18 protein-coding genes are annotated in these 20807 nt (G+C 71.1%); 9 read left to right on the top strand and 9 right to left on the bottom strand.

The features are described from left to right. The first annotated feature begins 50 nt into the window (after positions 1-50). On the top strand, positions 51-794 hold the full coding sequence (locus EXE58_RS11405) for a hypothetical protein (RefSeq protein ID WP_135268000.1): 744 nt from the start codon (positions 51-53) through the stop codon (positions 792-794). Positions 795-861: 67 nt separating this feature from the next. On the opposite strand, the gene EXE58_RS11400 is transcribed toward EXE58_RS11405, so the two are convergent. Beyond that, positions 862-2010 carry a saccharopine dehydrogenase family protein gene (locus EXE58_RS11400; RefSeq protein ID WP_244242184.1) on the bottom strand — a complete coding sequence of 383 codons (1149 nt, stop codon included), beginning with the start codon at positions 2008-2010 and terminating at the stop codon, positions 862-864. 210 nt (positions 2011-2220) lie between these two features. On the opposite strand from EXE58_RS11400, the gene EXE58_RS11395 reads away from it, so the two are divergent. Further along, a complete protein-coding gene (locus EXE58_RS11395) occupies positions 2221-3621 on the top strand; it encodes an HNH endonuclease signature motif containing protein (protein ID WP_244242183.1) in 1401 nt (466 codons plus the stop codon). A 42-nt stretch (positions 3622-3663) separates the two neighbouring features. Here EXE58_RS11395 and EXE58_RS11390 read toward each other — a convergent pair whose 3' ends face one another. Further along, complete coding sequence (locus EXE58_RS11390) at positions 3664-4455, bottom strand: endonuclease/exonuclease/phosphatase family protein (RefSeq protein WP_135267997.1); 792 nt, start codon at positions 4453-4455, stop codon at positions 3664-3666. Between the two features lie 91 nt (positions 4456-4546). On the opposite strand from EXE58_RS11390, the gene EXE58_RS11385 reads away from it, so the two are divergent. Genes EXE58_RS11385 through EXE58_RS11375 form a run of 3 tightly spaced genes read left to right on the top strand, consistent with a single transcriptional unit; the run spans position 4547 to position 7511 of the window. Then, positions 4547-6403: a beta-propeller domain-containing protein gene (locus EXE58_RS11385; RefSeq protein ID WP_135267996.1), complete on the top strand. Its 1857-nt coding sequence runs from the start codon at positions 4547-4549 to the stop codon at positions 6401-6403. 5 nt (positions 6404-6408) lie between these two features. Further along, positions 6409-6678 (top strand): DUF2277 domain-containing protein, encoded by a 270-nt coding sequence (locus EXE58_RS11380; protein WP_135267995.1) that lies wholly within the window; start codon positions 6409-6411, stop codon positions 6676-6678. Then, complete coding sequence (locus EXE58_RS11375) at positions 6675-7511, top strand: NAD-dependent protein deacetylase (protein ID WP_135267994.1); 837 nt, start codon at positions 6675-6677, stop codon at positions 7509-7511. Before EXE58_RS11380 ends, EXE58_RS11375 begins: the two co-directional genes overlap by 4 nt. 3 nt (positions 7512-7514) lie before the next feature. Here the strand turns inward: EXE58_RS11375 and EXE58_RS11370 are convergent, their stop codons facing one another. Beyond that, the gene (locus EXE58_RS11370; RefSeq protein ID WP_135267993.1) at positions 7515-8201 is read right to left on the bottom strand and encodes an iron-dependent transcriptional repressor DtxR; all 687 of its coding nucleotides are present in this window, start codon (positions 8199-8201) and stop codon (positions 7515-7517) included. A gap of 103 nt (positions 8202-8304) precedes the next feature. Here EXE58_RS11370 and EXE58_RS11365 point away from each other — a divergent pair, with 103 nt between their 5' ends. Both EXE58_RS11365 and EXE58_RS11360 read left to right on the top strand, forming a co-directional pair. Beyond that, on the top strand, positions 8305-9102 hold the full coding sequence (locus EXE58_RS11365; RefSeq protein ID WP_208543987.1) for a hypothetical protein: 798 nt from the start codon (positions 8305-8307) through the stop codon (positions 9100-9102). Beyond that, positions 9099-10694 (top strand): glycoside hydrolase family 13 protein, encoded by a 1596-nt coding sequence (locus EXE58_RS11360; RefSeq protein ID WP_135267991.1) that lies wholly within the window; start codon positions 9099-9101, stop codon positions 10692-10694. The genes EXE58_RS11365 and EXE58_RS11360 overlap by 4 nt, the downstream gene beginning before the upstream one ends. Before the next feature lie 76 nt (positions 10695-10770). Here the strand turns inward: EXE58_RS11360 and EXE58_RS11355 are convergent, their stop codons facing one another. Together EXE58_RS11355 and EXE58_RS11350 are read right to left on the bottom strand one after the other, a co-directional pair. Further along, positions 10771-11223 carry a MarR family winged helix-turn-helix transcriptional regulator gene (locus EXE58_RS11355; RefSeq protein WP_135267990.1) on the bottom strand — a complete coding sequence of 151 codons (453 nt, stop codon included), beginning with the start codon at positions 11221-11223 and terminating at the stop codon, positions 10771-10773. Next, positions 11220-12812 carry an MDR family MFS transporter gene (locus EXE58_RS11350; RefSeq protein ID WP_341869494.1) on the bottom strand — a complete coding sequence of 531 codons (1593 nt, stop codon included), beginning with the start codon at positions 12810-12812 and terminating at the stop codon, positions 11220-11222. Before EXE58_RS11350 ends, EXE58_RS11355 begins: the two co-directional genes overlap by 4 nt. A 325-nt stretch (positions 12813-13137) precedes the next feature. Here EXE58_RS11350 and EXE58_RS11345 point away from each other — a divergent pair, with 325 nt between their 5' ends. Beyond that, entirely contained in the window at positions 13138-14286 is a 1149-nt protein-coding gene (locus EXE58_RS11345) for an acyltransferase family protein (protein WP_167288832.1), read from the top strand. A gap of 6 nt (positions 14287-14292) precedes the next feature. Here the strand turns inward: EXE58_RS11345 and EXE58_RS11340 are convergent, their stop codons facing one another. From EXE58_RS11340 to pdxH, 3 genes are all read right to left on the bottom strand, one after another. Further along, positions 14293-16266: an ABC transporter ATP-binding protein gene (locus EXE58_RS11340; RefSeq protein WP_135267988.1), complete on the bottom strand. Its 1974-nt coding sequence runs from the start codon at positions 16264-16266 to the stop codon at positions 14293-14295. Continuing rightward, positions 16263-17996, bottom strand: coding sequence for an ABC transporter ATP-binding protein (locus EXE58_RS11335; protein WP_135267987.1), 1734 nt, complete (start codon positions 17994-17996; stop codon positions 16263-16265). Before EXE58_RS11335 ends, EXE58_RS11340 begins: the two co-directional genes overlap by 4 nt. A gap of 91 nt (positions 17997-18087) precedes the next feature. After that, positions 18088-18759, bottom strand: coding sequence for a pyridoxamine 5'-phosphate oxidase (gene pdxH / locus EXE58_RS11330; RefSeq protein ID WP_135267986.1), 672 nt, complete (start codon positions 18757-18759; stop codon positions 18088-18090). Positions 18760-18882: 123 nt separating this feature from the next. On the opposite strand from pdxH, the gene EXE58_RS11325 reads away from it, so the two are divergent. After that, positions 18883-19986, top strand: coding sequence for a citrate synthase 2 (locus EXE58_RS11325; protein ID WP_135267985.1), 1104 nt, complete (start codon positions 18883-18885; stop codon positions 19984-19986). 73 nt (positions 19987-20059) lie between these two features. Here EXE58_RS11325 and EXE58_RS11320 read toward each other — a convergent pair whose 3' ends face one another. Then, a complete protein-coding gene (locus EXE58_RS11320) occupies positions 20060-20710 on the bottom strand; it encodes a VldE C-terminal domain-containing protein (RefSeq protein ID WP_135267984.1) in 651 nt (216 codons plus the stop codon). Between the last annotated feature and the right edge of the window lie 97 nt (positions 20711-20807).

The following is a 20807-nucleotide window of genomic DNA, read 5'->3' as shown; positions in this document are numbered from 1 at the left end:
AGGCGAGGGTCGCGACCGTTCCACCTGCTCACGATCTTGAGGATCCCCCCATGACATTGCGTTCCACCCTCACTGCTGTCCTCGCCTCGGCTGCGCTCGCCGTCACCACGGTGTCCGTGGGTGCCGCGCCGGCCCACGCGGTGGGCGAGTCGTCGGCCACGACCACCACGGCCTACGCCGGCGACAACTGCATCGACCACCCGGTCAACTACTCGGTCAACCTGCCTGCAGATGCGAAGGACTGGTGGCTGGAGATCAAGCCGCTCTACCCCAACGGCGCCGAGGGGATCAGCCACTACGTCGGCACCCTGAAGGGTTCTCCCATGACCGGCACCGTCCTGATGCAGATCTGCGGCGGCGTCGAGCCCCTCGGCACCTGGACCCTGCAGCCCATCCTGAAGTCGTGGCGCGACGCGGCCGGCACTGGCTACTACGACGAGATCCCCGGCACCCCGTCCACCTTCCAGGTCGTCGGCGTCGCCAAGACGGCCCTGTCGCTGAAGGCCAAGAAGAAGGGCCGCACGGTCAAGGCGACCGCCAAGCTGATCGCGAAGACCGGGTCCTCCAGCTACCCCGTCACCGAGCAGAAGGTCGCCTTCCAGAAGAAGGTCGGCAAGAAGTGGAAGACCATCAAGACCGCCACCACGTCCTCGACCGGCAAGGCCCGGGCGAAGTTCAAGGTGAAGGGCAAGACGAGCATCCGGGCGCGGTTCGCCGGTGCCGGTGCGGTCATCGTCGGTGGGTCCGGCCAGGCCATCCCGGCCGCGACGTCGAAGACCGTGCGCGTCCGCTGACCTGGCCCCTGGTCCCCGCGAGGGCGTCGCCTCCACACGGAGGCGGCGCCCTTGTCAGTAGGTCCTGTCAGTAGGTCTCGAAGCGCATGCCGGCCTTGACGAGGCGGTTGGTGAGGGCCTCCCCCATCGCGACCGCGGTAGTGACCTGTCCCGCGGTGGGCGGGTTGGCGTCGTACGCCAGGCACAGGGCCGACTCGGCGAGCATCTTGGCGGTCTCGGTGTAGCCGGGGTCTCCCCCGCTCACCTGCGTTCGCACCGTCTGCCCGCCGGCCTCACCGACGAAGTCGACGGTGAACCAGGACTTCTCGCGCCGGCTCTCGCTGGGTCCCTGCCCCTGGGGGACCCGGCTGCCGAGGAGGTCGCGCAGTGGCTTGACCTGCGCGGCCACGCCGAGCGCTCCCGCCGCCAGCGCACCACCCGCGGCGAAGTGCAGGGTCTTGGTGCCGGCCCAGTGGGAGTAACGGAAGTCGGGGCCGTACGACGCCAGCGCGGCACCGCTGCGTGCCACGACGAGCGGGTCGACGGTCGGCAGGGGAAGCAGCCAGTAGCCCAGGACAGGGTCACGGTGGGGCCTGCCCGCCACCGCCCGCGACGACCGGCCCTCGGGACGTCCCTCGGCGCGACGCCGCTCGGCGTGGACGGACTTCATCTGACGCGCGCGCGACATCTGGTTGAGGGCTGAGTGGAAGGTGCCGCCCGAGAAGGTGGCCGACGAGCGCACGACCCCCCGCAGGGTGATCGGCTGGTCCGAGGGGAGCTGGCTCACGGTGTAGAGGGCGCCGAGGTCGTGCGGGATCGAGTCGAAGCCGCACGCGTGGACGATCCGGGCTCCGGACGCGACGGCGGTCTCGTGGTGCGCGAGGTACATCCGGTCGACGAACTCGTGCTCGCCGGTGAGGTCGAGGTAGTCGGTGCCGGCCGCCGCGCACGCCGCGACGAGCGGCTCACCGTGCTCGAGGTAGGGGCCGACGGTGGTGGCCACGACCCGCGCACGCGAGGCGATGTCGGTGAGGGCGGCGGTGTCGGTGGCGTCTGCGACGAGGACGCCTACGTCGCCCCCGAGACGTGCCGCCACGTCGTCGAGCTTGGCCCGGTTGCGTCCGGCGACGGCCCAGCGCATCCCCTCCGGCGCGTGTGCCGCCAGGTAGTCGGCGGTCAGGCCACCGGTGAAGCCGGTCGCGCCGAACAGGACGATGTCGTAATCACGGTCGGTCACCGGCTCATCGTGGCACGTCGGCGGTCGACCGCCGTCCGGTGCTCGAGGAACGACAGAGGCTCCGCCCCATCGGTGGTTGAGGAAGGACGAAGTCCTGTCTCGAAACCCCACGCCCTCGCTGGTTGAGGAAGGACGGAGTCCTGTCTCGAAACCCCTGTGGAATAGGCGTTCTCGGCCTTCAGTGTCGGTGGTGACTGGTTGAGTATTCCCATGACCAGCACCCAGCCGGACTCCGATCTCGAGGTCGTCGACCTCGCGGACGCGAGCGTGGCCGGCCTGCTGGAGGAGGCGGCCGAGTGCGAGTCGGTGATGCGCGAGGCGGCAGTCCACCAGCTGCGGATTGCCTACGAGTGGGCGATCGCACACCCGGTCGTCGACGCCGTCGAGACTCCTCATGGGCCTGCCCTGCCGTCGGTGCTGGAGACCCCCGAGACGCTTGGCGGGGCAGGGACGCCGGCGGTGGCGGCGTTCACCGCCGAGCCGTTGGCAGTCGCTTGTGGGATCGCCCCTTCGTCTGCGACGGCGCTGCTCGCGGATTCGCTGGACCTGCACCACCGGCTCCCGGTGCTGTGGCAGCAGACCCAGGCCGGATTCGTGCCTGCGTGGAAGGCCCGCCGGGTCGCGGCTCGCACCCGCGACCTGTCCCTCGACGCTGCCCTGTGGGTGGACCGGCACACCGCCGGCAGGGTCGGTTCCCTCGGGCATGCTGCCCTGGACCGGTTGATCGCCGAAGCTTCCGCCCGCGTCGACGGCGACAGCCTCGCCGAGAAGGAGAAGCGTGCGCGGTCGCAGTGGGACGTCCAGCTCAAGCACCGCGACCCGAGCGAGGGCGGCGCCACCTCAGAGATCCACGCGATCGGTGACACTCTCGACCTGACCCGGTTCCACGACGTCGTCTGCGCCGAAGCCGAAGCACTCGGTTCCCTCGGTGACGACGACAGCTTCGAGGTCCGCAAGGCCAAGGCCCTCGGTGTGATCGCCGACGCCCAGGCCCGCCTCGACCTCACCAGCCTCCTCGACGACGACACCACCACCCCGGAGGAGCAGTCCGAGCTGCGCCGCCGCCTCATCGAGCGGCGGGATGCGAAGGTCCGGCTCTACCTCCACGCCTCCCTCGCTGACGTCGCCGCAGGCTGGTCGGGCGGGCCTGGCGGGGTCGGCACCGTCGAAGGCCTCGGCCCGGTCACCCTCGACCAGATCAAGGAGTGGGCGGGCCGCTCCCGCCTCACCATCCAGCCCGTGCTTCACGTCGCGAGCGAGGACACCTGGTCCGTCGACCGTCACGACCCGCCGCCGCGGATGACCGAGCAAGCCGTTCTCCGAGACTCGACCTGCGTCTTCCCGTGGTGCTCCCACCCGTCACGGCACGCCGATCTCGACCACATCGAGCCCTACGAGGACCCCGACGAAGGTGGTCCTCCCCGAGAAGACGGCAACGGCCAGACGAGACCCGACAATCTCGCGCCGCTGTGTCGAAGACACCACCGCGCCAAGACAGCCGGGCGCTGGAGCTACCAACGCACCGCACCAGGCACCTACCTGTGGACCGGCCCCAGCGGAGTCACCGCGCTCGTCACCCCCACCGGCACGCTCACCCTGCCCACCAGCTGACATGAACGGCTCGGTGCGGGTCGCGCTGCTCGCGTACGTCCGTCACAGGTCGACGAGCAGAGCCCTGTGGTCCGAGACCTCGGGCTCGGTGACGATCTCGAACCTGCGCACTGCGGCCGGGTCGGAGACGAGCAGATAGCTCGCGTGGCGCACGGGCTTGGTGTAGCGCGCCGTGAGCGTGTCGGCCGAGCCCACGAGATCGGTCAGGCCGAGGTCGCTCAGGATCGTGAAGGTCTCGCTGTCGGGCAGGACGTTCAGATCGCCGCACACGACGACGGTGTCACCGGGTTCGCGCACCGAGTCGACGAGCTCGGCGAGCCGCTTGGCCTGTGCCCGACGGGCGGGGGTGTCTGCCTTGCCGGCCGCGTCGCGGAGCCCGTGCACGTGCCCGACGACGACCGTGCGTCCGTCGGGTCCACGCAGCCTTGCCACCTGTGCCGCGCGGGGACGGTCGCTGTGCGGCCACTCGTCGTGGTGATCGACGTAGCTGCCGTGCACGAACGCTTCGCGGCTCGCGATCCGCACCCACGAGCGCCGCGTGAGGAGGGCGAGGCCGAACTGTTGGCGGTGGGCGATGCCGTTCGCGACGACCGGGCCAGTGTCCGAGACGGTGAACCACGGCTCGTGGTCCGGGAGCACCCCGGCGACGTCCGTCATCAGGTCTGCGCGCTGCGGAAGGGCTCGGTCGCGGTCCTCGAACCTGGTCCATCCCCGCAGACCCGGCGTCCGGGTGACTTCTTGCAGGGCCACCACATCGGCGTCGATGTCCGGCAGGTATGCCGCCAATGCGTCGAACATGGCGCCACCCCAGGCGTTGACGGACAGGATCCTCACGACGTCATCCTGATCCACGAGGGGGCTACAGCGCCTCCGTATTCCGGCCGGGTGTCGGGAACCAGATGCGGCACGGCGCCGTCCCACCGCCATGACCCTGCGCACAGTCCTCACCACAGCCCTCGCCACCACGGGACTGGTCGCGGCCGTAGGTGCCGGCTACGCCCTCGGTCACGCTGACGATGCCGAGGGCCCGCCCGCGGAGACGCCCCCGATCAGGCTGGCCAACGCCGACCTCACCCCGGCCGAGTCGTGCGAGGACCTGCTCGCCTCCTTCGTCGAGCGGGGTGTGGAGCAGGTCGGCCCCTACGGCTGGGACCAGGGCGGCATGACGGTCTTCGACGACGTCGGGGCGGCCGGCGCGGAGCGGTCGGTGGGTGTGCCGCTCTCTGCCGGTGTCTCCACGAGCCGGTCCACGAGCAACGAGTCGGGCACCAACGTCCAGGAGGCCGGCGTCGACGAGCCCGACGTGGTCAAGGTCGCGGGCCCACTCCTCGTGCGCCTCCAGGACTCGACCCTCCGGTTGTACGACGTCTCGGGCGACGCACCCGCCGAGCTGGCGTCCCTCCCCCTGTCCGGTCGCAGCCGGGCATCGGCGCAGCCGGCCGAGCTGCTGCTCGTCGACGAGCGCGTCGTGGTGCTGCAGGGCAGTGACGACGGTCGCGAGACCGTGGTCACCACGGTCGACCTCACCGACCCCACCTCGCCCGAGGTCGTCGACACCACGACGATCCGCGGAGTGCTGGACGCCGCCCGCCTGCACGGTGACGTCGTACGCCTCGTGCTCCGCGCGGGCCTGCCGGAGCTCGACTTCCGTCACCCGGGCGACGAGCTCGGGGCGGGCGGTGCCGAGCGGTTCAACGAGCAGCTGGTCCGGGAGACCGAGCTCGCCGACTGGCTCCCCACCATCGACGGCGAGCCGGTCGTCGGCTGCGAGGACGTCGCGATCCCCACCGACGACGACGCCACCCTCGGATCGACCGTAGTGGTAGCGGTCGACCCGGCCTCCCCCAACGAGCGCACGGTCACGGCGGTCGCGACCGAGGCCACGACGTCGTACTTCTCCGCCGACCGGTTCTACCTTGCCGCCGGCCCGTCGTGGGGGGCCATCCGCGACTGCTGGGGCCCCTGCCCCCTCCCCTGGAACGACGACCCCGACGGCACCACCGGCCTCTACGCGTTCGCGCTCGACGGCGCGGAGACGACGTACGTCGCGTCCGGCGAGGTGGAGGGCTCCGTCGCCGACCGCTGGTCGATGGACGTCGTGGACGGCTCGCTGCGCGTCGCACTCGGTCCCACCTCCGAGACGGGCAACTTCAACTCCGTCGTCACGCTGCGCGAGGAGGGCTCCGAGCTCCTCGAGGAGGGCCGCGTCGACAAGCTCGGGGTGGACGAGGAGATCAAGTCGGTGCGCTGGTTCGACGACCTCGCGATCGTGGTGACCTTCCGGCAGGTCGACCCGCTCTACGCCGTCGACCTCTCCGACCCTGCCGACCCGCGGCTCCTCGGCGAGCTGAAGATCCCCGGCTTCTCCGAGTACCTCCACCCGCTCGGCGAGCGCAGGCTCATCGGGGTCGGCCAGGACGCCTCCCTCTCCGGCGAGCTCCGCGGCGCCCAGGCCGCCCTCTTCGACGTCACCGACCTCACCGACCCGCGCCAGCTCGACGTGGTGCGCTACGCCAAGCACACGCAGGCCGGCGCGGCGACAGATCCGCGGCAGTTCACCTGGCTGCCGGAGCGTCGTACCGTCCTCACCGTCGTCGCCGACGGCTGGACCGGGCGCACCGGCTGGGTCTCCGTCCTCCGGCTGGACGGCGGCCGGATGACCAACGAGATGGTCGAGGTGGAGTACGGCAGCGACGTGGCGCAGGTCCGCCTGGTGCCGCTCGCCTCCGGGAAGGTCGTGCTCGTCACGGGTGAGGACGTCGCCTTCTTCGACGTACCCTGAGAGCCATGTGCCGCAACATCCGCCCGCTCAGCAACTTCGAGCCGCCGGCGACCCGGGACGAGGTCACCGCCGCCGCGCTGCAGTACGTCCGCAAGGTCAGTGGGACGACCAAGCCGTCGCAGGCCAACCAGGCGGCCTTCGACCGCGCTGTCGCCGAGATCGCCCACATCACCGAGCACCTCCTCGACGACTGGGTGACCAACGCTCCGCCGAAGGACCGCGAGGTCGAGGCCGCCAAGGCCAGGGCTCGCGCGCAGCTGCGCTACGGCACGTGAGCACCACCGCGGTCCCGCCCGCCACGGAGGTCTGCGACTTCCTCGCCGGGCGCGCGCTGGTCGTGCTGACGGGTGCGGGCCTGTCCACGGACTCCGGCATCCCGGACTACCGCGGCCCCGGCTCGCCGGCGCGCACGCCGATGACCTACCAGGAGTTCGTCTCCGGGCCGGCGGCGCAGCAGCGCTACTGGGCTCGTAGCCACCTCGGCTGGTCGCGGATGCGACGGGCCGAGCCCAATACCGGGCACCGCGCCCTGGCCGCGCTCGACCCCGACCTCCTCATCACCCAGAACGTCGACGGCCTCCACGAGGCCGCCGGCACCAGGCGCCTGGTCGCCCTGCACGGCCGGATCGCCGACGTGGTCTGCCTGGGCTGTCGTCGTACGACACCCCGCGCCGCGCTGCAGGAGCGCCTCGAGGTGCTCAACCCCGGCTGGCTCGACGCGCACGACGCGGTGGCCAGCCGTCCTGACGGCGACGTCGAGCTCGAGGACACCGCCGGGTTCGTCGTCCCTGCCTGCGCGGAGTGCGGCGGCGTGCTGAAGCCGGACGTGGTGTTCTTCGGCGAGAACGTCCCTGCCCCGCGGGTCGAGCGCTGCTACGCGGCGGTCGAGGCGCTCGGCGCCGACGGCGCGCTCCTCGTCGTCGGCTCGAGCCTGACCGTCATGAGCGGCCTCCGCTTCGTCAAGCGCGCAGCCAGGCAGGGGACGCCCGTCGTGATCGTCAACCGTGGCACGACCCGCGGCGACGAGCTGGCGTCCCACCGTCTCGAGGCCGGGTGCAGCGAGTTCCTCGCAGGGCTCGCCGACATCAGGGTCGACCTGGCGGGGTGAGCCTCAGCCGCGGCGCACGAAGATGTGCTCGGCGGCCTCGACGACCAGCTCGGCCGTCTCGCCCCCGGAGCCGACCAGGATGCCCTCGTCGGTCGCAGCCACCGTGATGGTCTTGCCGGGCAGGGCACCCGCGCGGCGCAGGGCCACCATCAGGCCCTCGTCCTTCTGCATCTCCTCGGAGATGCGGCGCACGTGGACGCGCTGGTCCTCACGGGTGGCGACCTCGGCCAGCGACTCGACGCCGTCCATGAACTCCTCGCCGAGCTGCACCTGGCCGAGCTCGTCGAGGCCGGGGATCGGGTTGCCGTAGGGCGACTCGGTGGGGTTGCCGAGGAGCTCGACGAGGCGCCGCTCGACGGTCTCGCTGATGACGTGCTCCCAGCGGCAGGCCTCGGCGTGCACGAGCTCCCAGTCGAGGCCGATCACGTCGGTGAGGAGCCGCTCGGCGAGGCGGTGCTTGCGCATCACCCGGGTGGCGAGCTGGCGACCCTCCTCGGTGAGCTCGAGGTGACGGTCGCCCTCGATGGTGAGCAGCCCGTCGCGCTCCATTCGCGCGACCGTCTGGGACACCGTCGGCCCGGACTGGTGCAGCCGCTCGGCGATGCGGGCCCGCAGCGGCACGATGCCCTCCTCCACGAGCTCGTAGATCGTGCGGAGGTACATCTCGGTGGTGTCGATGAGGTCACTCACCCGGCCATTGTGTCCCATCGGGGTCCGGCGCGACGCCGGGCATGGGCGCGGGCATGGGCGGGGGCATGGGCAGCGCCCTCCCCGGCGTGGCACAGTGGCCCGGGTGAGCGAGCTGATCGTGCCCCGCCGCTTCTGCGGTCCCCCCGAGTCCGGCAACGGCGGCTGGACCGCCGGTTCGCTGGCCTCCATGGACGGCGACGACTGTCCCGGCGACCGCGCCGAGTCGTGGCCGACCATCGAGGTGGTGCTGCGGCAGCCGCCGCCCCTCGACACCGCGATGCAGGTGACGACCGACGAGCACGCCGCGTCCGCGAGCTTCGGCGGCGCGCTCATCGCCGAGGCGCGCCTCGTCGAGCACACCCTGACCGAGGTCGAGCCCGTGGACGCGGAGACGGCCCTGGCCGCGCAGGCGTCGTACCCCGGACACGACTTCCACCCCTTCCCCACCTGCTTCGCGTGCGGCACCGCTCGCGAGGAGGGCGACGGGCTGCGGATCTTCCCCGGCCAGGTCGACCCCGCTCCCGGAGGCGGTGAGCGCGCCGCGTCGGCATGGACGCCCCACCCGAGCCTGTCGGAGGACTGGCACACCTACGTCGACGACGTCCGACGCGCCTCGGTCGCCTCGACGTGGGCGGCGCTCGACTGCATCGGCGCCTGGTCGGCAGACTTCGGCGAGAGGCTGATGGTGCTGGGGCGGATGACCACCCGTATCGACACCCTGCCGGTGGTCGGCGAGCCGCACGTCGTGGTCGGCGAGAAGCGCGGCGCCGAGGGGCGCAAGACCTTCACCGCCTCCACGCTGTACGACGCCGACGGCCGGGTCGTCGGCACCGCCGAGCACGTCTGGATCTCCGTCGACCCGACGGCGTTCGGGGGCACCGCGAGCAGGAGCCGCGCATGAGCGACGCCGCGGCATGGTGGCGCGACGCCGTCATCTACGAGATCTACGTCCGCAGCTTCGCCGACAGCAACGGCGACGGCATCGGCGACCTGCCGGGCATCACCAGCCGGTTGCCCCACCTGCGCGACCTGGGGGTCGACGCGGTCTGGCTCACGCCGTTCTACCGCTCGCCGCAGAAGGACCACGGCTACGACGTCTCCGACTACCGCGACGTCGACCCGCTCTTCGGCTCGCTGTCCGACGCCGACGACCTCGTGCGCACCGCCCACGACCTGGGGCTGCGCGTCATCGTCGACCTGGTGCCCAACCACACCAGTGACCAGCACGAGTGGTTCCGCGCCGCTCTCGCCGCGGGCCCCGGCAGCCCGGAGCGGGACCGCTATCTCTTCCGCGACGGCGTCGACGGGAAGCCGCCCAACAACTGGGAGTCGGTCTTCGGCGGCCCCGCCTGGACCCAGGTCCCCGGGGGAAGCGAAGGCGAGGGGCAGTTCTACCTGCACCTCTTCGACTCCTCCCAGCCCGACCTCAACTGGCGCAACCCCGAGGTGCCGGCGATGTTCGAGGAGGTGCTGCGCTTCTGGCTCGACCGCGGGGTCGACGGCTTCCGCGTCGACGTCGCCCACGGCCTCTTCAAGGAGGAGGGCCTGCGCGACCAGGTCGAGCACGAGCCCCACGTGGGCACCCCCGGCAGCCGCCAGATGGTCGAGCGCGTCCTGAACGACGAGCCCATGTGGGACCAGCCCGAGGTCCACGACGTCTACCGCTCGTGGCACCGCATCCTCGACGAGGCAGGCCCCGAGCGGATGGCGGTCGCCGAGGCCTGGACCCAGACGCCCGAGTCGATGGCGCGGTTCGTCCGGCCCGACGAGCTCGACCAGGCCTTCAACTTCGCGTGGCTGCTGGCGCCGTGGTCGGCATCCGAGTTCGCCCGGGTCATCACCGAGACGATCGCGGCGGTCGAGCCCGTCGGGGCGTCGCCGACGTGGGTGCTCAGCAACCACGACGTCGTACGACACCCCACCCGCTACGGCGGCGGGGCCCAGGGCCTGGCCCGGGCCCGCGCGGCCACGCTGGCGATGCTGGCGCTGCCGGGCTCGTCCTACCTCTACCAGGGCGAGGAGCTCGGCCTCGAGGAGGTCGACGTCGCCCCCGAGGACCGGCAGGACCCCACGTGGCTTCGCCAGAAGGACTCTCCCGATGCCGAGAAGGGTCGCGACGGGTGCCGCGTCCCGATCCCCTGGAGCGGTGACGAGCCGCCCTTCGGCTTCGGTCCGGGTGCCGGGCAGCCGTGGATCCCGCAGCCGGCCGACTGGGCGCCCCTCACCGTCGACGCCCAGGACGACGACGCCGACTCGACGCTCGGCTTCTACCGCCGCGCCCTGGCGGCACGGCGCGAGCACGCCGTCGTGGCCGGTGACACGGTCGAGCTGCTCGACCAGGGCAAGGACACTCTCGCCTTCCGGCGCGGCCCGCTCACGGTGCTGCTCAACTGCGGCACCTCGCCGGTGCCGCTGCCGCCGGGCGAGGTGCTCGTGTCGTCGGGCCCGGTCACCGACCGGCTGCCCCCCGACACATCCGTCTGGCTGCGCTGACTTACCCGGTACTCCGTATCAACAAGCTCGCGGCGCGCGGGCTCGGACGAGCCATTTGATACGGAGTATCGGGGGTTCAGCAGTTGTCGTCGGAGAGCAGCCGGTTGTAGTCGGCCAGCTGGTCGGCGAAGCGCGCGACGTCGGCGTCGTCCCAGCCGCTGAGGCGCTCGTCGAAGCGCTCGCGCCGGGCCTGCTCCAGCGCGGCCATCCGCTCGAGCGCGAGCGGGGTCGCCCTGAGGAGCGAGGCGCGACGGTCCTCCGGGTCGGGGCTCCGCTCGACGAGGCCGAGGTCGACGAGGTGCTGGACCCCGCGGCTGACGCCGCCCTTGTCGACGCCGAAGCTGCCCGCCAGGTCGGAGCCGCGCAGCTCGCCGGCCGCGATGATGCGCGAGAGCAGGAGGTACGACGTCGGGCCCAGGTCTGCGTGGATCGCGTGGGCACGCTCGACGAGGACCCGCTTGATGCGCCGCAGCAGGACGAGGACCTCTGACTCGATGCGGCGCAGGTCGGCGTCGCGTGGGGTCGTCATACGAGCTCGTCCTCCCGGTGCACGGTGGTGCGCAACGGAACCTCCTTGATGAGGAGCACCGCGACGAGTGCCCCGACCGCGAACGGTAGGGCAACCAGGAAGATGTGGCCGGTCGCATCGCCGAACGCGGACTCGAAGACGGCGCGCACCGGTGCGGGCAGAGCGGCGAGGTCGGGGATCCCGCCGGTGTCGAAGGTGAGGCCCTTGAGCACCTCGGGCTGCGTGCGGGCCAGCGCCTCGAGCCCGGCCTTCGCGGCGTCGGCGACCTGGTGGGCGAGGACGGAGCCGAGAGCGGCGATGCCGACCGAGCCTCCGAGCGCCCGGAAGAACGCCACCACGGAGGAGGCCGCCCCCATGTCGGCGAGCGCAACGGTGTTCTGGACCGCCAGGACGAGGTTCTGCATGGTGGCGCCCAGTCCGAGGCCCAGCACGGCCATGAAGACGCCGGTCTGCCACAGCGGCGTGGTGGCGTCGATGGTCGCGAGCAGGGCGATCCCGGCGATCACGGCGACCATGCCGCCGACGATCCACCGCTTCCACAGACCGGTCCTGGTGATGATGTTGCCGCTGACGATGCTGGAGACCAGCAGCCCGCCGACCATGCAGATCGACATCAGGCCAGCCTCGGTGGGGCTGAGGTCCTTGGCGCGCTGGAAGTAGAGGCTGAGGTAGACCGTCGACCCGAACATCGCGACCCCGATCAGCACCGAGGCGACGGTGGCGAGGGTCAGGGTGCGGTCGCGGAAGAGGCGCATCGGGATGATCGGCTCCTTGGCGACGGAGATCTCGACGCGGACGGCCGCCGCGACGAGCACGAGCGCCACGACCAGGAGGGCGGCGCTCAGGCCGGAGACCCAGTCGAACTGCTGGCCGCCGAGGGAGACCCAGACCAGGAAGGTCGAGACGCCGCCCATGAGGAGGAAGGCACCGAGGTAGTCGATGTGGACCTCCCGCTTGACGACCGGCAGGCGCAGGGTCCTCTGGAGCACCACGAAGGCCAGGGCCGCGACGGGGATCCCGGCGAAGAAGCACCACTCCCACCCGATCGTGTCCACGAGGACGCCTCCGACCAGCGGGCCGCTGACGGTGGCCAGAGCGAACGTCGCGCCGATGTAGCCGGAGTAGCGGCCGCGCTCACGGGGGCTGACCATGGTCGCGATGACGACCTGCACCAGTGCGGTGAGGCCACCGACACCGAGTCCCTGCACCACGCGCGCGCCGATCAGCACGTCCATCGACTGCGCGAAGCCGGCGATGAGCGAGCCGACGGAGAAGATCACCAGCGCCGACTGCACCAGGATCTTCTTGTCGAAGAGGTCGGCGAGCTTGCCCCAGATCGGCGTGGTCGCGGTCATCGCCAGCATCGTGGCCACGACGACCCAGGTGTAGCCGGTCTGGCTGCCTTCCAGCTCGGTCACGATGGTGGGCAGCGCGTTGGAGACGATCGTGCTCGAGAGCATCGCGACGAACATGGCGAGCAGCAGCCCGCTGAGGGCTTCGAGCACCTCGCGGTGCGTCATCTGGCCCGACTGCTCGGCCGAGGGCAGGACGGCGGAGGCTTCGGTCTGGGCGGGTGGTGCCTGGGTCACGGACGGGTCCTTCGAGCGCGGGGTAGTTGTCGTACACAACCGTTGTGCATGGCAACTGTATTCCCGCGCGGAAGCCCCACCAAATGGAACGACCCGCAGGCCGTCGCCCCGGGGGATGATGTCCGGGAGCCTGCGGGTCGGGTGGCTGCGTTGGATTCGCGGCCGAGCTTCGAGCTGCGACTAGCGCGCAGCCACCTCACTCATCCGAAAAGACTTCATTGCTTCGGACCACCTCCTTTCCGTGTGCACCCACCGTACGTCGCACCGCCGGACCGCTCAACGCCTTTTCGGGCCGCGCCGGAGCCAGCGACTAGGCTGCCGCTCCGTGCAGACCCTCGACCCCCACCACAACAGCCTCAACCTGGTGCGGCTGGTCCTGGCATGCACGGTGCTGTTCGCCCACTCCTACACGCTCTCGGGCAACGGCCTCGGCCCGCTGGTCAACGGCCAGCACCTCGGGACGTGGGCCGTCTACATGTTCTTCTGCCTCAGTGGCTTCCTCATCACCGGCAGCCGGCTGCGCACCCGCTTCGGCGCCTACCTCACCCACCGCATCGCCCGGATCTACCCCGGCTTCCTGGCCTGCCTGGTCGTGGTCGCGTTCGGCTTCGCGCCGATCGCCTACCTCCACGACCGCGGGACGCTCGACGGCTTCCTGACGACCGCGCCCACTCCCCTGGGCCACGTGTTCACCAACCTCGGTCTCAACATCCGCGAGTACGGCGTCGCCGGCACCCTCGCGACCGCGCCCCACCCGGGCGCGTGGAACGGCTCGCTGTGGTCGCTCTACTACGAGTTCCTCTGCTACCTCGCCATCGGCGGGCTGCTGGCGATCGGCTTCGTACGACGCCGTCCCCTGCTGCTGGTCCCCGTCTTCGCCCTCACCGTGTGGGCCGCCGCCGACCCCGAGACCACCCTGGCCTACTTCGGCGGGCACGGAGAGATCGGGCTGCTCCTGACGGTCATGCCCTTCTTCTTCGGCGGTGCTGCGCTCTACGCCGTGCGCGACCACGTGCCGGTCACGTGGTGGGTCGCCGTCCCCGGCCTCGCGGTGTTCGCCGGCCTGGTCGCCTGGCAGGGCGGCTGGGGTCCCCACGCCGGGGCGCCGCTGCTCACGCTTTTCCTGCTCTGGCTCGGCAAGGTGCTGCCCTGCCCGCGCTGGATCCGGCGCAACGACATCTCCTACGGCTGCTACGTCTACGCCTTCCCGAGCCAGCAGCTGGTCGTCGTCCTCGGCGGCGCGGCCTACGGCACCTACGTGCACGCCGCCCTGTCGGTCCCGCTGATGGTGGTGCTCGCGACGATCAGCTGGTACGTCGTCGAGCGGCCGGCGATGCGGGCGGTGCGTGGCCACCGCCCCGCCGCCAACGAGGGCGACCTGGCCGAGACGCCGCCGAACACCGTGGTCGCGCCGCTCCTGCCCGGCGCTGCGGAGGCGACCATCCCGGTGGCGACGCCGACCGGGACGCCCTGACCGGCCTCAGGCGGTGGCTTCCTCCAGCGGCGCCACGAACTGCGACTGGTGGAGCCGCGCGTAGGCGCCCTCGGCCGCGAGAAGCTCCTCGTGGGTGCCCTGCTCGACGATGGCACCGTCCTCCATCACCAGGATGAGGTCGGCGTCACGGATCGTGGAGAGCCGGTGGGCGATCACGAACGACGTGCGGTCGCTGCGCAGCGCCGACATCGCCTGCTGGAGCAGCAGCTCGGTGCGGGTGTCGACCGACGAGGTCGCCTCGTCGAGGATCAGCAGCGCCGGGTCGGAGAGGAACGCCCGGGCGATGGTGAGCAGCTGGCGCTCACCGGCCGAGAGGTTCTCGCCGGACTCGTCGATGACCGTGTCGTAGCCCTCGGGCAGCGAGTGCACGAACCGGTCGACGAAGGTCGCCCGCGCGGCGGCGAGGATCTCCTGCTCTGTCGCGTCGGGACGGCCGTAGGCGATGTTGTCGCGGATGGTCCCCTCGAAGAGCCAGGTGTCCTGCAGGACCATCCCGATCCGCGAACGCAGCACCGGCCTGGGGATGGAGGCGATGTCGACGTCGTCGAGCGTGATCCGGCCGCCGTCGAGCTCGTAGAACCTCATCACCAGGTTGACCAGCGTGGTCTTGCCGGCGCCCGTGGGCCCCACGATCGCGACCGTGTGGCCGGGCTGCGCGACCAGCGACAGGTCCTGGATCAGCGGGCGGTCGGGGTCGTAGGAGAACGACACCCGCTCGAAGCGCACCTCGCCGGGGCCGGTGGCGGGGGCCGAGATGTCGTACGCCGGCTCGGGTGACTCCTCCTCTGCGTCCAGGAGCTCGAAGACCCGCTCGGCCGAGGCGATCCCGGACTGGAGCAGGTTGACCATCGACGCGATCTGGGAGAGCGGCTGGGTGAACTGGCGGGTGTACTGGATGAAGGCCTGCACCTCGCCGAGGGAGACGTGGCCGCTGGCCACGCGCAGGCCACCGACAACGGCGACCGCGACGTAGTTGACGTTGCCGACGAACATCATGATCGGCATCACCAGGCCGCTGACGAACTGGGCCCGGAAGGACGCCTCGTAGAGGTCGTCGTTCTGCTCGGCGAAGACCCGCTCGGCCTCCGCCTGCCGACCGAACACCTTGACCAGGGCGTGTCCGGAGAAGGTCTCCTCGATGTGGGAGTTGAGCCGTCCGGTGCTGCGCCACTGCTGGACGAACATCCCCTGCGAGCGCTTCATGACCTGGGTGGTGACGACGATCGAGACGGGCACGGACACCAGGGCGATCAGCGCCAGCAGCGGGGAGATCCACAGCATCATCGCGAGCACGGCGACCACGGTGAAGACCGAGGAGAGCAGCTGGCTCATCGTCTGCTGCAGGGACTGGGAGACGTTGTCGATGTCGTTGGTCACCCGGCTCAGCAGCTCGCCGCGCGGCTGCTTGTCGAAGTAGGACAGCGGCAGGTGGTTGACCTTGTCCTCGACGTCGGAGCGCATCCGGCGCACCGTCGCCTGCACCACGTCGTTGAGCAGGTAGCCCGCGAGCCACGACAGCAGCGAGGCCACCAGGTAGACCGCGAGCACGAGGAGCAGAACCCGCGCGACGGCGTCGAAGTCGACCCCCTGGCCGGGCACGAGGTCCATGGCCGAGACCATCTCGGCGACGTTGTCGTCGCCGCCGGCCCGCAGCGCCTCCACCGCCTGCTCCTGGGTGGTGCCCTCGGGCAGCCGACCGCCGATGAGGCCGGCGAAGATGAGATCGGTGGCCTGGCCGAGGATGCGCGGGCCGACCGCCATGAGGAGCACGCTGCCGATGGTCAGCGCGACCACGAGGGATGCCTTGACCCGGTGGGGGCGCAGCCGGCCGAACAGGCGCTTGCCCGACTCCTTGAAGTTCGAGGGCTTGCCGCCCACCAGCCCGCCACCCATCGGTCCGCGGCCGTGGCCGGGGCCCGCCTGGATGCGCTCGGTCTCCTGGAGCTTGCCGTCGCTCATGCGGCCTCCTCCGCGCTCAGCTGGGAGGCGACGATCTCCTGGTAGGTCTCGCAGTCGGCCAGCAGCTCCTCGTGGGTGCCGCGCCCGACCACCCGACCGTCGTCGAGCACGACGATCTCGTCGGCGTCGCGGATCGTGGAGACGCGCTGCGCCACGATCACCACCGTCGCGTCGGCCGTCTCGGGGCGAAGGGCCGCGCGCAGCCGGGCGTCGGTGGTGAGGTCGAGGGCGGAGAAGGAGTCGTCGAAGAGGTAGATCTCGGGCCGCCTGATGACGGCGCGGGCGATGGCGAGCCGCTGCTTCTGCCCGCCGGAGAAGTTGCTGCCGCCCTGGGCGACGCTGGACTGGAGTCCGTCGGGCATCGCCTCGACGAACTCCCGGGCCTGGGCGATCTCGAGGGCGTGCCACATCTCGTCCTCGGTCGCATCCGGCCTGCCGTACTGCAGGTTGGAGGCGATGGTCCCGGAGAAGAGGAAGGCACGCTGGGGGACGAGCCCGAGCCGGCTCCACAACGTCTGGGGGTCGAGGTCGCGGACGTCGACGCCGCCGACCGACACGGTCCCGGACGTGGCGTCGAAGAGGCGCGGGAACAGGTTGACCAGGGTCGACTTGCCCGAGCCCGTGGAGCCGACGATCGCCAGGGTGCGGCCCGGGCCGGCCTCCAGCGAGACGCCGCGCAGGACGCCCACGTCTGCCCCGGGGTAGGCGAAGTCGACGTCCTCGAGGCGCAGCGTGCCGCGCTCGGCGACCTCACCCACGGGCACGGCGGGCGGATGCACCGACGACTCGGTGTCGAGCACCTCCATGATGCGCTCGGCGCAGACCGTGGCGCGCGGCACCATCATCATCATGAACATCGCCATCATCACCGACATCACGATCTGCATGAGGTAGGAGATGTAGGCCGTCAGCGCGCCGATCTCCATCGCGCCGCTCTCGACCCGGTGGCCGCCGAACCACAGCACCCCGACGGTCGAGACGTTGGCGACCAGCATCACCGTCGGGAACATCGCGGCCATCCAGCGCCCTGCCGTGATGGCCACGTCGGTCAGCTCGGAATTGGCGCGGGCGAAGCGCTCGGTCTCGTGGCGCTCCCGGACGAAGGCGCGCACCACCCGGACCCCGGTGATCTGCTCGCGGAGCAGCCGGTTGACCTCGTCGATGCGCACCTGCATGAGCCGGAAGCTCGGCACCATCCGCGAGATGATGAACCCGACCGAGATCCCCAGCGCGGGCACGACGGCGACGATCAGCCAGGAGAGCCCGACGTCCTCGCGCAGCGCCATCAGGATCGAGCCGACCATCATGATCGGCGCCATGATCGCCAGCGTCCCGCCCGTGACCACCAGGGTCTGCACCTGCTGGACGTCGTTGGTCTCACGCGTGATCAGCGAGGGTGCGCCGAAGTGCTGCACCTCGCGGGCGGAGAAGGTGCCGACCCGCTCGAAGATCCGAGCGCGGGTGTCACGGCCGAAGCGCATCGCGGTGCGTGCTGCGAAGTAGACCGCGACCACGGTGCAGGCCACCTGGGCCAGCGAGACCAGCAGCATCACCCCGCCGAGGCGCCAGATGTAGCCGATGTCGCCGGTGATGATGCCGTTGTCGATGATGTCGGCGTTGATGCTCGGCAGGAACAGGGCGGCGACCGTGGCCAGGAACTGCATGAGCACGACGACGGCGAGCGACCCCCGGTAGGGGGCGACGCCGTCGCGGATCAGCGTGAGCAGCATGCAGGGGTCCCCCGGTCCGGATCGTTGCGGTGCGCAACGTTATTCGGCTGGAGGGAATTCCCACCACCGAGTTTGTCTCGAGCGGTGATGGTCAGGGAGCCAGGCGTACGACGTCCCAGCCCGGCCCCGACCGCTGGTAGACCAGCCGGTCGTGCATCCGCCCCGGCCGCCCCTGCCAGAACTCCACGGCCTCCGGCGCGACGACGTAGCCGCCCCACTGCGGGGGCACGGGGACGTCGGTGCCGGCGAAGCGCTCCTCCACCTTCGCGTAGGCCGCCGCCAGCTCCGCCCGCGAGCCGACCGGCCGCGACTGCGGGGAGGCCCATGCCCCCAGCTGGGCGCCGCGCGGGCGGCTGGCGAAGTAGGCCGCCACCTCGGCCTCGCCGAGCGGTGTCGCCGTGCCCTCGACCCGCACCTGCCGCTCCAGGGGGTGCCAGGGGAACAGCAGGGCACAGGCCGGCTGGGCTGCGAGCTCGCGGCCCTTGCGCGACTCGCTGTTGGTGAAGAAGACGAACCCCTGCTCCGAGAGGCCCTTGAGCAGCACCATCCGCGAAGACGGCACGCCCTGGGCGGATGCCGTCGACAGGACGAGGGCGTTGGGCTCGTGCACGCCTGCCGCGATCGCCTGATCGAGCCAGCGGCGGAACATCGCGAACGGGTCGGGTGCGAGGTCGGGCACGTCGAGGCCGCCCCGCGCATAGTCCGCCCGCAGCGCCGCGAAGTCGACGGCGCGCGACCCCTCTTCCCCCGTTGTCCCGTCCATGCGGATGAGAGTAGACCGACCCGGCGGTGGGGCGCCCGAGACCCGGGCGGTGACACCGGTGCACAATGAAGGGCGCTCCGTGACATCTCCGGGGCTGGGACCCACCACAAAGGAGTGGCACGTATGACCGAGGTTCACCACGGGCTCGAAGGTGTCGTCGCGTTCGAGACGCAGATCGCCGAGCCCGACAAGGAAGGCTCCTCGCTGCGCTACCGCGGCGTCGACATCGAGGACCTCGTGGGCCGGGTCCCCTTCGAGAACGTGTGGGGGCTGCTCGTCGACGGCACCTACTCCCCCGGGCTCCCACCGGCCGAGCCCTACAACATCGCCATCCACACCGGCGACGTGCGCGCCGACGTGCAGGCCTCGGTCGCGATGCTCGCGCCGATGCTGGGCATGGGCCAGACCTACGACATCTCCGACGAGCAGGCGCGCCTGGACCTCTCGCGCGTCGCGGTGATGGTGCTGTCGTACGCCGCCCAGTCGGCGCGCGGCCTCGGCAAGCCCGTCGTGCCCCAGGCCGAGGTCGACGCCGGCAAGACGCTGGCCGAGAAGTTCCTGATCCGCTGGCACGGCGAGGCCGACCCGAAGCACGCGCACGCCATCGACGCCTACTGGTCCTCGGCTGCCGAGCACGGCATGAACGCCTCCACCTTCACCGCGCGCGTCATCACCTCGACCGGCGCCGACGTGGCCGCCGCCTTCTCGGGTGCCATCGGCGCGATGTCGGGCCCCCTCCACGGCGGCGCCCCGTCACGCGTGCTCGGCATGATCTCCGACGTCGAGAAGTCCGGTGACGCCGAGGGCTACGTCAAGGGCCTCCTCGACCGCGGCGAGCGGCTGATGGGCTTCGGTCACCGCGTCTACCGCGCCGAGGACCCGCGTGCGCGCGTGCTCCGCCGTACCGCCAAGGAGCTCGACGCCCCGCGCTACGAGGTGGCCGAGGCGCTCGAGAAGGCCGCCCTCGCCGAGCTGCGCGAGCGCCGGCCCGACCGCGTCCTCGAGACCAACGTGGAGTTCTGGGCGGCGATCGTCCTCGACTTCGCCGACGTGCCGGCCCCGATGTTCACCTCGATGTTCACCTGCGCACGCACCGGCGGCTGGTCGGCCCACATCCTCGAGCAGAAGATGACCGGGCGCCTCATCCGCCCCTCGGCCGTCTACGCGGGCCCCGGCACGCGCCCTGCCAGCGAGGTCGACGGCTGGAACGACGCCTGGGGCAAGTAGGCCGCGTCGCTGGTCGAGGAGGGCCGCCAGGCCCGCCACGAGACCTGGTTTCGTGACAGGACTCCGTCCTTCCTCAACCAGCGACGGGCACGACGAGGCCTTGGGCGGCGTACCAGGACGTCATGCCCTTCGCGCCCTTGCGGGACAGCGAGATGTGGACGTGGTCGCGGTGGCGCAGCGTCGGCGAGCAGCGGCGGCGCGAGCGGCAGCCCGAGCTGAGGTAGCGCTCCTCCTCGAAGCCGTCGTACGACGCCCACATCCTGTCGTCCCAGATGACGTACATGATCCCCATGCGGCGGGCCAGCGCGTGGGGCTGGCCGGTGTCGTCAGGGGCGAGGATCTCGTCGAGGAAGGCCTGCGCGACTGCCGCCTGGGCCGGGTCGTTCGCGTCGAGGAGCCAGTCGAAGGCTCGCGACTCCTTGTGCTCGCTGGTGCTCGACCCGCTGCACGAGCGGCTGATGGGGCCGTAGCCCCCGCCGCGGGCGACCAGCCAGTCGGCCAGGACGAGGACGCCGGTCTTGGCGCGGCGACGGCACCGGGTCTGCGGCTGATAGCCGGAGTAGTCCTCCATGGGCAGCAGGACGTAGGGGGCCGAGCTCGTCACGATCGTCGCCTTGCGCGCGTCGGGCACGGCGTCCTTCGCAGCGACGGTGCCGGGGGTCGCGACGAGCGACACCACCAGCATCAGCGCGACGCCGACACCTCGTCGGACAAGCCGTCCCATCGTCCCCACCTTCACCTGCGGTCACTCGAGCACGTTGACCGTAGGTCGCCCCGACTGGTTCATTCACGGGAATGAACGAACTACAGACCCGTAGTTC

Origin of the sequence: Nocardioides seonyuensis (assembly GCF_004683965.1) — a bacterium.
Taxonomy (GTDB): Bacteria; Actinomycetota; Actinomycetes; order Propionibacteriales; family Nocardioidaceae; genus Nocardioides; species Nocardioides seonyuensis.
This window is presented reverse-complemented; position numbering and strand designations above follow the sequence as displayed.